This is a genomic window from Azohydromonas lata NBRC 102462 (assembly GCF_001571085.1).
Classification (GTDB): Bacteria; Pseudomonadota; Gammaproteobacteria; order Burkholderiales; family Burkholderiaceae_C; genus Azohydromonas; species Azohydromonas lata.
Genome location: NZ_BCTC01000031.1, coordinates 16,659 through 30,207, shown reverse-complemented (window position 1 = coordinate 30,207; position 13,549 = coordinate 16,659). Strand labels below are relative to the sequence as shown.

At 69.2% G+C, this 13,549-nt stretch carries 12 protein-coding genes; 3 read left to right on the top strand and 9 right to left on the bottom strand.

Annotated elements, in window-relative coordinates; genetic code table 11:
* The first annotated feature begins 91 nt into the window (after positions 1–91).
* The 3 genes from ALA01S_RS12955 to ALA01S_RS12945 all read left to right on the top strand — a co-directional run bounded on the left by ALA01S_RS12955 (position 92) and on the right by ALA01S_RS12945 (position 5,272).
* Positions 92–2,989 (top strand): ribonucleoside-diphosphate reductase subunit alpha, encoded by a 2,898-nt coding sequence (locus ALA01S_RS12955; protein ID WP_084267507.1) that lies wholly within the window; start codon positions 92–94, stop codon positions 2,987–2,989.
* Between the two features lie 194 nt (positions 2,990–3,183).
* On the top strand, positions 3,184–4,377 hold the full coding sequence (locus ALA01S_RS12950; RefSeq protein ID WP_066336964.1) for a ribonucleotide-diphosphate reductase subunit beta: 1,194 nt from the start codon (positions 3,184–3,186) through the stop codon (positions 4,375–4,377).
* A 352-nt stretch (positions 4,378–4,729) separates the two neighbouring features.
* A complete protein-coding gene (locus tag ALA01S_RS12945; RefSeq protein WP_066337052.1) occupies positions 4,730–5,272 on the top strand; it encodes a histone in 543 nt (180 codons plus the stop codon).
* Between the two features lie 160 nt (positions 5,273–5,432).
* Here ALA01S_RS12945 and ALA01S_RS12940 read toward each other — a convergent pair whose 3' ends face one another.
* The 9 genes from ALA01S_RS12940 to aroE all read right to left on the bottom strand — a co-directional run bounded on the left by ALA01S_RS12940 (position 5,433) and on the right by aroE (position 13,544).
* A complete protein-coding gene (locus tag ALA01S_RS12940; protein WP_066336963.1) occupies positions 5,433–6,335 on the bottom strand; it encodes a carbohydrate kinase family protein in 903 nt (300 codons plus the stop codon).
* A 14-nt stretch (positions 6,336–6,349) separates the two neighbouring features.
* Entirely contained in the window at positions 6,350–7,504 is a 1,155-nt protein-coding gene (locus ALA01S_RS31770) for a DUF3426 domain-containing protein (protein WP_169805912.1), read from the bottom strand.
* A gap of 7 nt (positions 7,505–7,511) precedes the next feature.
* Entirely contained in the window at positions 7,512–8,420 is a 909-nt protein-coding gene (gene prmA / locus ALA01S_RS12925; RefSeq protein WP_066337049.1) for a 50S ribosomal protein L11 methyltransferase, read from the bottom strand.
* Positions 8,421–8,426: 6 nt separating this feature from the next.
* On the bottom strand, positions 8,427–9,776 hold the full coding sequence (gene accC, locus ALA01S_RS12920) for an acetyl-CoA carboxylase biotin carboxylase subunit (RefSeq protein ID WP_066336955.1): 1,350 nt from the start codon (positions 9,774–9,776) through the stop codon (positions 8,427–8,429).
* Positions 9,777–9,884: 108 nt separating this feature from the next.
* The gene (gene accB, locus ALA01S_RS12915) at positions 9,885–10,349 is read right to left on the bottom strand and encodes an acetyl-CoA carboxylase biotin carboxyl carrier protein (RefSeq protein WP_066336953.1); all 465 of its coding nucleotides are present in this window, start codon (positions 10,347–10,349) and stop codon (positions 9,885–9,887) included.
* Between the two features lie 329 nt (positions 10,350–10,678).
* A complete protein-coding gene (locus ALA01S_RS12910) occupies positions 10,679–11,191 on the bottom strand; it encodes a TlpA family protein disulfide reductase (protein WP_066336952.1) in 513 nt (170 codons plus the stop codon).
* On the bottom strand, positions 11,188–11,790 hold the full coding sequence (locus tag ALA01S_RS12905) for a hypothetical protein (protein ID WP_066337045.1): 603 nt from the start codon (positions 11,788–11,790) through the stop codon (positions 11,188–11,190). Before ALA01S_RS12905 ends, ALA01S_RS12910 begins: the two co-directional genes overlap by 4 nt.
* Positions 11,791–11,875: 85 nt before the next feature.
* On the bottom strand, positions 11,876–12,691 hold the full coding sequence (locus tag ALA01S_RS12900) for a transglycosylase domain-containing protein (RefSeq protein WP_174548623.1): 816 nt from the start codon (positions 12,689–12,691) through the stop codon (positions 11,876–11,878).
* A 16-nt stretch (positions 12,692–12,707) separates the two neighbouring features.
* The gene (gene aroE / locus ALA01S_RS12895) at positions 12,708–13,544 is read right to left on the bottom strand and encodes a shikimate dehydrogenase (RefSeq protein ID WP_066336950.1); all 837 of its coding nucleotides are present in this window, start codon (positions 13,542–13,544) and stop codon (positions 12,708–12,710) included.
* Positions 13,545–13,549 lie beyond the last annotated feature (5 nt).

Below are 13,549 nucleotides of genomic sequence, written 5' to 3'. Positions count from 1 at the left end.
TGGGCATCGCCGCGGCGGCTGTGGAGCCTTTGCCCGGCCGCAAGCCACAGGCTTGCGGCGGCGCAAGGCTCTCTTGACCAGAAGGAAAGACATGAGCGCACCTGAACTGCACACCCCCACGGACGCCGAAGGCGTCTTCATCGGCGAGGCCTCCGCGCCGGCAGCGCGCGAGACCTACGAGGGCTACCAGATCATCCGGCGCAACGGGGCGGTGGTCGCCTTCACGCCCAGCAAGATCGCGGTGGCGCTGATGAAGGCCTTCCTGGCCGTGCGGGGCAGCCAGGGCGCGGCCTCGGCCAGCGTGCGCGAGACGGTGGATGCGCTCACCGAGGCCGTGGTGCGCTCGCTGCTGCGCTCGCGCCCGGCCGGCGGCACCTTCCACATCGAGGACGTGCAGGACCAGGTGGAGCTGCAGCTCATGCGCGGCGGCCACCACGACGTGGCCCGCGCCTACGTGCTCTACCGCGAGCGCCATGCGCAGGAGCGCGCCCAGCGCGCCGCCGCCGCGGCAGCCGCCGCCCAAGCCGCGGCCGCCAAGCCCGTGCTGCACGTGACGGAGGACGGCCAGCGCGTGCCGCTGAACGAGGCGCGCCTGCACGCCCTGGTCGAGTCCGCCTGCGCGGACCTGGGGGCCGACGTGCTGCCCGCGCCCATCCTGGCCGAGACGCACCGCAACCTCTACGACGGCGTGCCCATGGAAGAGGTGCACAAGGCCGCCATCCTGGCCGCGCGCACCCTCATCGAGAAGGAACCCGGCTACACCCGCGCCACCGCCCGTCTGCTGCTGCACACGGTGCGCAAGCAGGTGCTGGGCAGCGAGGTCACGCATGCCGAGATGGCCGCGCGCTACGCCGAGTACTTCCCCGGCTTCATCGCCAGGGGCGTGAAGGCCGAGCTGCTGGACGAGGCGCTGCTGGGCTTTGACCTGGCCCGCCTGGGTGCCGCGCTCAAGGCCGATCGCGACCTGCAGTTCGACTACCTGGGCCTGCAGACCCTGGTGGACCGCTACTTCCTGCACATCGACGAGCAGCGCATCGAGCTGCCGCAGGCCTTCTTCATGCGCGTGGCCATGGGCCTGGCGCTGGGCGAGAAGACCAACCGCGAGGCGCGCGCCATCGAGTTCTACGACGTGCTCTCCAGCTTCGACTTCATGAGCAGCACGCCCACGCTGTTCAATGCCGGCACGCGTCGCTCGCAGCTCTCCAGCTGCTACCTGACCACCGTGTCCGACGACCTCGAAGGCATCTACGAGGCGCTCAAGGAAAACGCGCTGCTGTCCAAGTTCGCCGGCGGCCTGGGCAACGACTGGACCAACGTGCGCGCGCTGGGCTCCTACATCAAGGGCACCAACGGCAAGAGCCAGGGCGTCGTCCCCTTCCTCAAGGTGGTCAACGACACGGCCGTGGCCGTCAACCAGGGCGGCAAGCGCAAGGGCGCCGTGTGCGCCTACCTGGAGACCTGGCACCTGGACATCGAGGAGTTCCTGGAGCTGCGCAAGAACACCGGCGACGACCGCCGCCGCACCCACGACATGAACACCGCGAACTGGGTTCCGGACCTGTTCATGCAGCGCGTGATGGAAGGCGGCCCCTGGACGCTGTTCTCGCCCTCCAACTGCCCGGACCTGCACGACAAGTTCGGCAAGGCCTTCGAGCAGGCCTACGTGGCCTATGAAGCCATGGCCGACCGCGGCGAGATCAAGCTCTTCAAGCGCATGGCCGCCCGCGACCTGTGGCGCAAGATGCTCACCATGCTGTTCGAGACCGGGCATCCCTGGATCACGTTCAAGGACGCCTGCAACGTGCGCAGCCCGCAGCAGCACGTGGGCGTGGTGCACTCCTCCAACCTGTGCACCGAGATCACGCTCAACACCGGCCCCGACGAGATCGCCGTGTGCAACCTGGGCTCGGTGAACCTGGCGCACCACGTCAAGGATGGCGGCATCGACCATGACAAGCTGCGCAAGACCGTGCGCACGGCCATGCGCATGCTCGACAACGTCATCGACATCAATTACTACGCGGTGGAAAAGGCGCGCCGCGCCAACGAGCGCCACCGTCCCGTGGGCCTGGGCGTGATGGGCTTCCAGGACGCGCTCTACCAGTTGCGCACCCCCTACGCCAGCCAGGCGGCGGTGGAGTTCGCCGACCGCTCCATGGAAGCGCTGTGCTACTACGCCTACTGGGCCTCCACGGAGCTCGCGGCCGAGCGCGGGCACTACTCCAGCTACGACGGCTCGCTGTGGAGCCGCGGCATCCTGCCGCTGGACACGCTCAAGCTGCTGGCCCAGGAGCGCGGCGGCTACATCGAGGCCGACACGGCCTCCACCATGGACTGGGACGCGCTGCGCGAGCAGATCAAGGCCCACGGCATGCGCAACAGCAACTGCGTGGCCATCGCCCCCACGGCCACCATCTCCAACATCATCGGCGTGGATGCCTCCATCGAGCCCTGCTTCGGCAACCTCTCGGTGAAGTCCAACCTGTCGGGCGAGTTCACCGTCATCAACGAGTACCTGGTGCGCGACCTCAAGGCGCTGAACCTGTGGGACGACGTGATGCTCATGGACCTCAAGCACTTCGACGGTTCGCTGCGCCGCATCGACCGCGTGCCCGCCGAGCTCAAGCAGCTCTACGCCACGGCCTTCGAGGTCGAGACGCACTGGCTGGTGGAGGCCGCCGCGCGCCGCCAGAAGTGGATTGACCAGGCCCAGAGCCTGAACCTCTACATGGCCGGCGCCTCGGGCAAGAAGCTCGACGAGACCTACAAGCTGGCCTGGCTGCGCGGCCTCAAGACCACGTACTACCTGCGCACCATGGCGGCCACGCACGTGGAGAAGTCCACCGTGAAGGCCGGTGCGCTCAACGCCGTGTCGTCGCTGTCGGCCCCGGCCACGGTGATGGCTCCCGCAACCGTCGAAGCCGACGTGCCGGCCACCGACGTCAAGTTCTGCGCCATCGACGACCCCGGCTGCGAGGCCTGCCAGTAAGCGCTGCAGCGACCTTGGCGGGAAGCGATCGGCAAGCCGCTTGCTGACGCCTCATGGTTGCAAAGCGGACTTCTTGCACGAAGTCCGCTTTGCAGCGCTGGCGCAGGCCCTCAGGCTGCTGCGCAATGAGGCAACAAGTGCTTGGTGTTTGATCGCATCCCTCTCATAATTTCCACACATTAGGAAGTACACACATGCTGGTCTGGGAAGACGACGTCCAAGGCGAAGCGCATACGCCGCAGACGACCCCAAGCAATCCTTCGCAAGGCCTGGGCGAGGTGCCCGCCGCCTCCATCGCTGCCCCCTCGTTCGCCTCCGCGCCGCAGGCGCAGCCGGCTGCTTCCTCCGCATCGGCCCAAGCCCTGAGCCAGCGCCGCGTCAACGTGGCCGACAAGCGCATCATCAACGGCCAGACCGACGTCAACCAGCTCGTCCCCTTCAAGTACAAGTGGGCCTGGGAGAAGTACCTCGCCACCTGCGCCAACCACTGGATGCCGCAGGAGATCAACATGTCGCGCGACATCGCGACCTGGAAGGACCCCAACGGCCTGAGCGAGGACGAGCGCCGCATCATCAAGCGCAACCTGGGCTTCTTCGTCACGGCCGACTCGCTGGCGGCCAACAACATCACGCTGGGCACCTACCGCCACATCACGGCGCCGGAGTGCCGCCAGTTCCTGCTGCGCCAAGCCTTCGAGGAGGCCATCCACACGCACGCCTACCAGTACATCGTGGAGTCGCTGGGCCTGGACGAGGGCGAGATCTTCAACGCCTACCACGAGGTCCAGTCCATCCGCGACAAGGACGAGTTCCTGATCCCGTTCATCGACGCGATCATGGACCCGACCTTCAAGACCGGCACGCTGCAGGCCGACCAGACGCTGCTCAAGAGCCTCATCGTCTTCGCCTGCCTGATGGAAGGCCTGTTCTTCTACGTCGGCTTCACGCAGATCCTGGCACTGGGCCGGCAGAACAAGATGACCGGTGCCGCCGAGCAGTACCAGTACATCCTGCGCGACGAGTCGATGCACTGCAATTTCGGCATCGACCTGATCAACCAGATCAAGCTTGAGAACCCGCAGCTGTGGACGCCTGAGTTCCGCGCCGAGATCAAGGCGCTGTTCCTCAAGGCGGTGGACCTGGAGTACCGCTACGCCGAGGACACCATGCCGCGTGGCGTGCTGGGCCTCAATGCATCGATGTTCAAGGGCTACCTGCGCTACATCGCCAACCGGCGCGCCACGCAGATCGGCCTGGAGGCGCTCTTCCCCAACGAGGACAACCCGTTCCCGTGGATGAGCGAAATGATTGACCTGAAGAAGGAGCGCAACTTTTTCGAAACCCGCGTGATCGAGTATCAAAGCGGCGGCGCGCTGAGCTGGGACTGAACGCCCTGGCCGAGTCCACGGTGCCGGCCCATGGAGCCGGTGCCAGACGGACGCAACGGCCGGCCAGGCCCCATAGGCCGCACAGGCCTTTCTGCGCAGCAGCCCGCTGAAGTCGGCGGCAAGGCAGGCAGCCCGCGGGCAGGCGCCTTGCCGTGAGCCGATCACCGGACCATAAGAAGAAGCAAGCGATCAAGATCCGCGCAGGCCCAAGCGGCGACAGCAGAAGCGCTGCCGGGCCTGCGCTCCCGCGTTCACCGTACCGGACACCCCTAGAGGGCAGAACAACGGACGGTGAGCAGCCGGGCCGCGGCAACGCGGCGCGGCGCTTTGTCACTTGATCAAGGAGAACGTGATGGCAACTGCGAAGAAGGCCCCGGCCAAAAAGGCTGCGGCGAAGAAGGCGGCCGAGGCACCGGCCAAGAAGGCTGCCGCCAAGAAGGCGGCTGCGGCCCCGGCGCCGGCCCCCGCGCCGGCCAAGAAGGCTGCCGCCAAGAAGGCCGCTGCGGCCCCGGCAAAGAAGGCCGCCGCCAAGAAGGCTGCTGCCGCTCCGGCGCCGGCGAAGAAGGCCGCTGCCAAGAAGGCTGCCGCTCCGGCCAAGAAGGCCGCGGCCAAGACCGCTGCGGCCCCGGCGAAGAAGGCTGCCGCCAAGAAGGCCGCCGCTGCTCCGGCACCGGCCAAGAAGGCCGCCGCCAAGAAGGCCGCCGCCGCTCCGGCGAAGAAGGCTGCTGCCCCGGCCAAGAAGGCCGCTGCCAAGAAGGCTGCCGCTCCGGCCAAGAAGGCCGCTGCCAAGAAGGCCCCGGCCAAGAAGGCTGCCGCCGCTGCCGGTACGGCCTCGGCCAAGACGGCCCTGAGCCCTGCCGCCGCCTGGCCCTTCCCGACGGGCGAAAAGCCCTGAGCCGTCGCGCCGCGCCAGCGGCGCGTACAGCAACGGCCCGCAGGCCTCACGGCCTTGCGGGCCGCGTGTTTTCAAGGGCTTCGCTTCTTGCAGGTCTGAAAAAAACAAGGGCCCGTTGGGCCCTTGTTCATTTCAATGGCTGTCGCGTTGCCCGCAGTGCTCAAGCGGCAATGGGCTCGACGCGGTGGTTCTGCGGGCCGGCCTGCGCAATCTTGAGCGCGCCCATGCGGTTGCCCAACTCGACGCAGCGCACCAGTTCCCAGCCGCGCTCCAGGCCGTAGAGCAAGCCGCCGCGGAAGGCGTCGCCGCAGCCCGTGGGGTCGACCACGCGCTCAGCCTCCACGCCCGCCACCAGCGTGCGCTCGCCCTGCACCCAGACCTCGCAGCCCTGCGCGCCCAAGGTCACGATCACGCCCTGGAGATGCGGCTGGCGCGAGATCTGCTCCAGGCTCTGGCCTGTGCGCTCGCACAGCATGCGCGCCTCGTAGTCGTTGACCGCCACCCAGGTGGCTTGCGCGATGAAGCCGCGCAGTGCCTCGCCGTCGAACATGGGCAGGCCTTGGCCCGGGTCGAACACGAAGGGGATGCCGCGCTCTTGCAACTGCGCGGCGTGGCGCAGCATGGCGTCGCGGCCGTCGGGCGCCACGATGCCCAGGGCCAGATCGTCGCGGGCGGGCACGTCAATCAGGTGCGCCTGCTGCATCGCGCCGGGGTGGAAGGCGGTGATCTGGTTGTTGTCGGTGTCGGTGATGATCATCGCCTGCGCCGTGTAGCTGTCGGCTTCCACGCGCACGCAGGAGCTGTCTATGCCCAGGTCCTGCAGCCGCTGCAGGTAGGGAGCGCCGTCGTTGCCCAGCGCCGCGGCCACCACCGGCTCGCCGCCCAGCGCCTTGAGCGTGTAGGCGATGTTGCCCGCGCAGCCGCCGAACTCGCGCCGCATCGTCGGCACCAGGAAGGACACGTTCAGGATGTGCACCTGCTCCGGCAGGATCTGCTGTGCAAAGCGGCCGGGGAAGGTGGTGATGGTGTCGAAGGCCAATGAGCCGCAAACGAGAACGGGCATGGAAGCTCCGGGGGTCAGGGATAGAAGAGTTCGACCGAGTAGCCCGCCACGGGCTGCGTGCCCATGTCCAACACGGCCTGGAGCGGTTGCTCCTGGCCCGGAGGGATGGCGGCCACAGTGGCGCCCAAGTCGCGCACGCGCAGAACCTTTTTCACCAGCAGCACGCCTTGGGCGTCGGTGAGCCGCAGCTCGATGGCGGGCCAGCGCAGCGCCTGCGTGTCGCGGTTGCGCAGCACCAGCGAGAGCCGGTAGCGCTGGTCGTTGCCGGACAGGCGAGACAGCGCGCTGCTCTCCACGGCCAGCGCGGCCAGGTGGCGCGGCGCGGCCTCGGCGTTGCAGCGCGTGAGCACGCACAGCGGGTGCAGCAGCGGGCGCATGGCGGGATAGCGCGCGCTCAGCGTTGGCCGGGCAATGAGCGCGGCCTGCAGCAGTGCCGTCAGCGCCAGCACCGTGACGGCGGCCGACCACCAGGTGCGCTGGACCTCGGTGGGCTCGCGTGCGGGCGCCGGTGCCTGAAGAAAGGAGGGCGGTGTGCGGCTGGCGCCAGCCGTGGCCACGGGCTCCGGCAGCGCCACCGGTGCGGAAGGCATTGCACTGTCGGCAGCCGCTGCGCTTGGGCTGGCGGGCGGCTCCGAGGGCGTTTGTACCGCGATGCCGGGTGCGACCATATCGTCCAGCCCGTATGCGGCGGCGGCGGGAAAGCGCGAGTTCTCCCAGGCCGCAGGGGCCGCAGGCACGTCGGCAAATGGCGTGGGTGTCGATGCAACCGTCGGCGGGAGATCCGCTGCGCGCGGCGTGAAGGCGGGCTTTGCGGGCGGCACGAAGGCCGGTGACGCCGGTGTTGGGCGAGGGGGCAGCGTCGCGGCGGGCCCAGGCTCGGCGCGGCGGTACAGCGACGACACGGGCGGCAAGCGGCTGTTTTGCGCCTGGCTGGCATTCGCGGCGCGACCCGCGGGGCCCGGTCCGGCCCAGGGGCTGGACGCCGGCGCTCCAGCCGGTGCCGGCCGTGCGGGCGGCGGCGGGGAGGGCGCCACCGCCACCAGCGCCTGCAGCGCATTGAAAACTTCGCCGCACTGGCCACAGCGCGCCCAACCGCCGGAGGTCTGCAGCAACTGCGGCTGTACGCGGAAGGCCGTGCGGCATTTTGGGCAGCGCGCGGCCTGGTTCATGGGCTGATCAGGCATCTCCGGCCATGCGCGCGGTCATCAGCACCCAGCCTTCCTGGCTGTCGCTGACCTGCAGCTCGCACCACGAAGCGTAGGCGGCCTTGAGCTCGTCGGCCTGGCGCTCCAGGATGCCCGCCAGCACCAGGTCGCCGCCCGCAGCCACGTGGCCGGTGAGCAGCGGCGCCAGCAGCTTCAGCGGCGTGGCCAGGATGTTGGCCAGCACCAGCGGGTAGCGGCCCTGCGCCAGCTCCGGCAGCCCGGCGCGCAACTGCACGCCGTTGGCCTGCGCGTTGTCCTGCGTGGCCTGCACCGCGGCGGGGTCGATGTCCACCGCATCGATGTCGCGCGCGCCGTGCAGCGCCGCGCCAATGGCCAGGATGCCCGACCCGCAGCCGTAGTCCAGCACACGTTCCCAGCGCGCGCGGCGCTCGGCGCTTTGCTGCGCGATCCAGCGCAGGCACATGCGCGTGGTCGGGTGCGTGCCCGTGCCGAAAGCCAGGCCCGGGTCCAGGCGGATCACCTGCTGCGCCTGCTGCGGCGGCTCGTGCCAGCTCGGGACTATCCAGAACGCCGGCGTGACCTGCACGGGCTCGAACTGCGATTGCGTCAGGCGCACCCAGTCCTGGTCTTCCACGGCCTGCAGCGACTGCACGTGCAGCTCGTCGGCCCAGTCCTGGGCCAGCAGCAGCGCGGCCGCCTCGGTGGCCTGCGACTCCTCGGCAAACAAGGCCTTGATCGTCGAGCGCTGCCAGCCGCTCTTGGGCGCGGGCATGCCGGGTTCGCCGAACAGGGCCTGTTCGGCATCGGTATCGACATCGGCGTCCTCCACCGACACCGACAGCGCTTCCAGCTCGTCCATCAGCGCTTCGGACACCGGTTCCACCAGCGCTTCCGGCGCGCGCAGCACCAGTTCGTACATCAGCAATTACCTCTTGTGCTGGGCCAGCCAGCCTTCCAGGTAATGGATGCTGGTACCGCCCTCGATGAAGTTGGCGTCCAGCATCAGCTCGCGGTGCAGCGGGATGTTGGTCTGGATGCCTTCGACCACGGTTTCGTCGAGCGCCGTGCGCATGCGCGCCAGGGCCTGCTCGCGCGTATCACCGTAGACGATGATCTTGCCGATCATCGAGTCGTAATGCGGCGGGACGAAATAATTGGTGTAGGCATGCGAGTCCACGCGCACGCCGGGGCCGCCGGGCGGGTGCCACATGGTGATGCGGCCCGGCGAGGGGGTGAACTTGTAGGCGTCCTCGGCGTTGATGCGGCACTCGATGGCATGGCCGCGCGTCTGGATCTGGCGCTGGGTGAAGGGCAGCTTCTCGCCGGCGGCCACGCGGATCTGCATCTGCACAATGTCGATGCCGCTGACCAGCTCCGTCACCGGATGCTCCACCTGCACACGCGTGTTCATCTCGATGAAGTAGAACTCGCCGTTCTCGTACAGGAACTCGAAGGTGCCCGCGCCGCGGTAGCCGATCTTCTTGCACGCGGCGGCACAGCGGTCGCCCACGCGGTCTATGAGGCGGCGCGGAACGCCCGGCGCCGGCGCCTCTTCGATGATCTTCTGGTGGCGGCGCTGCATGGAGCAGTCGCGCTCGCCCAGCCACACGGCGCCCTTGTGCTCGTCGGCCAGCACCTGGATCTCGATGTGCCTGGGGTTCTCCAGGAACTTCTCCATGTACACGGCCGGGTTGCCGAAGGCCGCGCCCGCTTCCTGGCGCGTGGTCTGCACGGCGTGGATGAGCGCCGCTTCGGTGTGCACCACGCGCATGCCGCGCCCGCCGCCGCCGCCGGCCGCCTTGATGATCACCGGGTAGCCGATGGTGCGCGCGATGCGGATGATCTCCTTCGGGTCCTCAGGCAGCGCGCCCTCGGAGCCGGGCACGCAAGGCACGCCGGACTTGATCATGGCCTGCTTGGCCGCGACCTTGTCGCCCATGATGCGGATGGATTCCGGCGTCGGACCAATGAAGGTGAAGCCGCTCTTTTCCACGCGCTCGGCGAAGTTGGCGTTCTCCGACAGGAAGCCGTAGCCGGGGTGGATGGCCTCGGCATCCGTCACCTCCGCGGTGGAGATGATGGCCGGCATGTTGAGGTAGCTCTGCGCCGAGGGCGCCGGGCCTATGCACACCGCCTCGTCGGCCAGGCGCACGTACTTGGCGTCGCGGTCGGCTTCGGAATACACCACCACCGACTTCACGCCCAGCTCGCGGCAGGCGCGCTGGATGCGCAGTGCAATCTCGCCGCGGTTGGCGATCAATATCTTCTTGAACATGCTTTCTTCTCTGCGGCTCGGTCGCCGTCCCGGATTGGGCTGGAATCCGCGCCGTTGCAGCCCGCCGCGGGGGTGGCGGACAGCGGCGCGCGAAGAGCGCCTGCAGGCTTACTCGATGACGAACAGCGGCTGGCCGTATTCGACCGCCTGGCCGTTCTCGCACAGCACCTGCGTGATGGTGCCGGACTTGTCGGCCTCGATCTCGTTCATGATCTTCATGGCCTCGATGATGCAGATCGTGTCGCCTTCCTTGACGGTCTGGCCCACGTCGGCAAACGCCTTGGCGCCCGGGCTGGACGAGTGGTAGAGCGTGCCCACCATGGGCGACTTCACGATGTGGCCGGTGATCGCGGCCGGCGCGTCGGCCGCCTTGGGCGCAGCCTGCGGTGCGGGCGCCAGTTGAACGGGGGCTGCGGCGGCCTGCAGCACCGGCGCGGGAGCGGCGGCGGCCGCGTTGGCAAGCGGGTCGGCCTTGACGATGCGGACCTTGCCGTCGGCTTCCGTGATCTCCAGTTCAGAGATGTTCGATTCCGACACGAGGTCGATCAAGGTCTTGAGCTTGCGCAGATCCATCAGCTTCTCCAGAGCCAGGGCGACGGCCGCGAACGTGTCATGGCCAGCGCACCTTTTTCGTTCAAGGGTTTGTCGTCAACGTCAGCCATCCGTCGGCTTCCGGCACGTTTTGCACGGGACAGATGTAACGCCTGCGGAGTGGTCCTGACGTTGCGTCCGGCACAGGTTTTCCCTGCCCCGGAAATGCAAAGGGCCGAACTTTACGCGTTTTGCCTGCGGTTGCCGTCAGGTTCGTAAAAATTCAGCGCGATGGGTCGTTGAGCGGGCTCAAGGTTTCGTCACGCGGGACGCAAGCGTCTGTTACGGCCTCAACAGCCTTTTTTCAGGCCTCATCCCAGGTCGGACACCCATCGGGAAAGTTCCTCGCGCGTCGTTTCCCCGGGTTTTTGTCGGCGGATATGGCCTTGGGCGTCGAGCAGCACGGTGTAGGGCAGCACGCCCCCGGTGTTGCCCAACTGGCGCATGAGCTCGCTGCCGGCCAGGCCGGCCAGGGCCACGTCGTAGCCCACCGGGCGCTTTTGCAGGAACTCGCGCACCGGCGCCACGCCGTCCACCGCCACGCCCAGCACATGGCCGCCGCGCGCCTTGAAGTCGCGGCTGAAGCGGTCGATCTCCGGCATTTCCTTGATGCAGGGCGGGCACCAGGTGGCCCAGAAGTTCACCAGCAGCGGCTGGCCGCGCAAGGCCGACAGCACCAGCGCGCCGCCTTGCGGCCGTTCCAGCTCCAGCGTCCACAGCGCCTCGGGGGCCGGCGTGCCCTGCGGTTGCGAGCGCCACCAGGCCAGGCCCGCGCCGCCGGCCGCGGCGGCCACGGCCGTCGTGATCCACAGCCGGCGCTTCATGCCGCGTCGCCCTCCAGCAGCCGGCGCAGCGCCGCCGTGTCGCCGCGCAGGGTGCGGCCGGTGGCGTCGGGCTTGAGCGCGCCGCGCAACTCGTCCAGGTCGCGGATGTGCAGGAACACCGTGATCATTTCGCCCAGCTCCTCGCTGCGGCCGGCGACGCTGAGCACGTCGTAAGGCTCCTGCCCGGCGCCGCGCGACTGCTGTCCCACCAGCTCGTAATCCACGCCCTGGTTGAGCAGCGTGATCTCGGCCGACTTGGGGTCGTCGCAATACAAGTCCAGGTGCAGGTTGGACAGCCGCGTGGCCGTGCCGCGCCAGGCCGCGCCGGACAGGTGAGGGCGGAACTCCGCCAGCCGCTGCATCCAGCGCAGCGCCACGCGGCGCAGCGCGGCCAGCTCGGCGGGCTGCGTGTCGGCGCAGAAGACCTGCAGGTACTCGCGCACCTGCTCCTCCACGGCGTCGTTGCTGGGCAGCTCGGTGCCGCGCCCGCGGCCCAAGTCGCGCGCGGCGCGCTTCTTGGCCGGGCCGTATTCCATGCCTTCCTCCACCACCAGCCGGGCGGCGGCGGCGGCGATCTCGGCGCTTTGAGGTGTTGCCATGTGGCCCATTTTAGGAAGGGCAGGCTGGCCCTCCATGACAACCCGGATACCGGGCGGTGCGCAGCGCGCGTTCCGGTTGCCCCGTTCAGGGCAGCTGCACCGCCCCGGCGCGCGCGGCAATGGTGGCCGCGCGCGAGACGACGTAGGGCGAGGCCGGCCGCTGCTCGAAGCGCTTGGGCGCCGGCAGCATCACCGCCAGCCGCGCCGCCGGGCCGGGGCCCAGCTTGGCCGCGTCGGTGCGGAAGTAGTGCCGCGCCGCCGCCTGCGCGCCGAACACGCCTTCGCCCCATTCGACGTGATTGAGATAGATCTCCAGGATGCGCCGCTTGTCCAGCAGCGCCTCCAGCGTCAGCGTGATGACGAGCTCCTGCCCCTTGCGCACCAGCGTGCGCTCGCTGTCCAGGAACAGGTTCTTGGCCAGTTGCTGCGTGATGGTGGAGCCGCCAATCACCTTGGGCGCCGAGGCCGGCGGCGGTTCGCGTCCGCGCACGCTGGCGCGGCGGCTGGCCAGCTCGTTGAGCTTTTCCGCGCGCGCCTGGGCGCGCTGGTTCTTGTTCCAGGCGCTTTCAATCGCGTCCCACTCCACGCCGCCGTGCTGCGTGAAGCCGGCGTCCTCGCTGGCGATCACGGAGCGTTTCAGGTGCGGCGAGATGCGGTCCTCATCCACCCACTGCTGCGCCCAATCGATGCGCCCCTTCTCGCGCAGCAGCCGCCAGGCCTCGCTGCGCTCGAAGCTGGTGGACGCCGGGTCCACCCAGCGCATGAGCGCAATGCGCCCAACGAAATAGAGCTGCAGCGACAGCGTGCAGATGAACAGCAGCGCCAGCAGGCGTGCGAGCTGGCGCAGCACGCCGGCCGGTCTGCGCGCCTGGGTCGCCGGCAGGGACGCCGCCGCTTTCATCGCCGCCTGGACGCCTTCAGCCCTTGAGGGCGCGCAGCGCTGCCAGCACCGGGGCCGTGTCGGGGCGCACGCCGCGCCAGGCGGCAAAGGCCTCGGCGGCCTGCTCCACCAGCATGCCCAGGCCGTCGCGCGGTTGAGCGCCGTGCAGCCGGGCCCAATCCATGAAGGGCTGCGCCTTGGGTCCGTACATCAGGTCCACCGCCAGCGCGCCGCTGCCCAGCGCCGAGGCCGGCACGGGCGAGGCCGCGCCCTCCAGGCTGCTGGCGCTGGCGTTGATGACCACGTCGAAGCCTTCGCCCGGCGCGTGCAGCGTGGCCGTGTGCAGCCGCACGCCACAGGCCTGCGCCAGCTCGACGTGGCGCAGCACCAGGTCCTGCGCACGCTCCTCGGTGCGGTTGACCACCACCAGCTCCGCCGGAGCGGCTTGCAGCAGCGGGCCCAGCACGCCCGCGCCCGCACCGCCCGCACCCACCAGCAGCACGCGGCGGCCGCCCAGCGCGCAGCCGGCGTTGGCCTCGATGTCGCGCACCAGGCCCACGCCGTCGCTGTTGTCGGCCACGATCTCCTCGCCCTCGAAGCTCAGCACGTTGGCCGCCTGCGCCAGCTCCGCGCGCCCGGTGCGGCGCGTGGCCAGGCGCAGCGCCTCGAACTTGAAGGGCACCGTCACGTTGGCGCCGCGCCCGCCGCCGGCCACGAAAGCGCGCAGCACGGCCTCGAAGCCGTCCAGCGGCGCCCACAGCCGCGAGTAGGCCAGGCGCTGCCCGGTCTGCTCGGCGAAGGCCTGGTGGATCTGCGGCGACATGCTGTGCTGCACGGGGTGGCCGAAGACGGCGTAGCGGTCGAGGTCGCTCATAAAGA

What these genes read in the sequence shown, in the direction of transcription:
- ALA01S_RS12940 (WP_066336963.1), bottom strand. Translation starts at nt 6,335, where the DNA reads ATGCCCGTTCTCGTTTGCGGCTCATTGGCCTTCGACACCATCACCACC.
- ALA01S_RS12910 (WP_066336952.1), bottom strand. Translation starts at nt 11,191, where the DNA reads ATGAAGCGCCGGCTGTGGATCACGACGGCCGTGGCCGCCGCGGCCGGC.
- prmA (WP_066337049.1), bottom strand. Translation starts at nt 8,420, where the DNA reads ATGTACGAACTGGTGCTGCGCGCGCCGGAAGCGCTGGTGGAACCGGTG.
- accB (WP_066336953.1), bottom strand. Translation starts at nt 10,349, where the DNA reads ATGGATCTGCGCAAGCTCAAGACCTTGATCGACCTCGTGTCGGAATCG.
- ALA01S_RS12905 (WP_066337045.1), bottom strand. Translation starts at nt 11,790, where the DNA reads ATGGCAACACCTCAAAGCGCCGAGATCGCCGCCGCCGCCGCCCGGCTG.
- aroE (WP_066336950.1), bottom strand. Translation starts at nt 13,544, where the DNA reads ATGAGCGACCTCGACCGCTACGCCGTCTTCGGCCACCCCGTGCAGCAC.
- ALA01S_RS12950 (WP_066336964.1), top strand. Translation starts at nt 3,184, where the DNA reads ATGCTGGTCTGGGAAGACGACGTCCAAGGCGAAGCGCATACGCCGCAG.
- ALA01S_RS31770 (WP_169805912.1), bottom strand. Translation starts at nt 7,504, where the DNA reads ATGAACCAGGCCGCGCGCTGCCCAAAATGCCGCACGGCCTTCCGCGTA.
- ALA01S_RS12945 (WP_066337052.1), top strand. Translation starts at nt 4,730, where the DNA reads ATGGCAACTGCGAAGAAGGCCCCGGCCAAAAAGGCTGCGGCGAAGAAG.
- accC (WP_066336955.1), bottom strand. Translation starts at nt 9,776, where the DNA reads ATGTTCAAGAAGATATTGATCGCCAACCGCGGCGAGATTGCACTGCGC.
- ALA01S_RS12900 (WP_174548623.1), bottom strand. Translation starts at nt 12,691, where the DNA reads ATGAAAGCGGCGGCGTCCCTGCCGGCGACCCAGGCGCGCAGACCGGCC.
- ALA01S_RS12955 (WP_084267507.1), top strand. Translation starts at nt 92, where the DNA reads ATGAGCGCACCTGAACTGCACACCCCCACGGACGCCGAAGGCGTCTTC.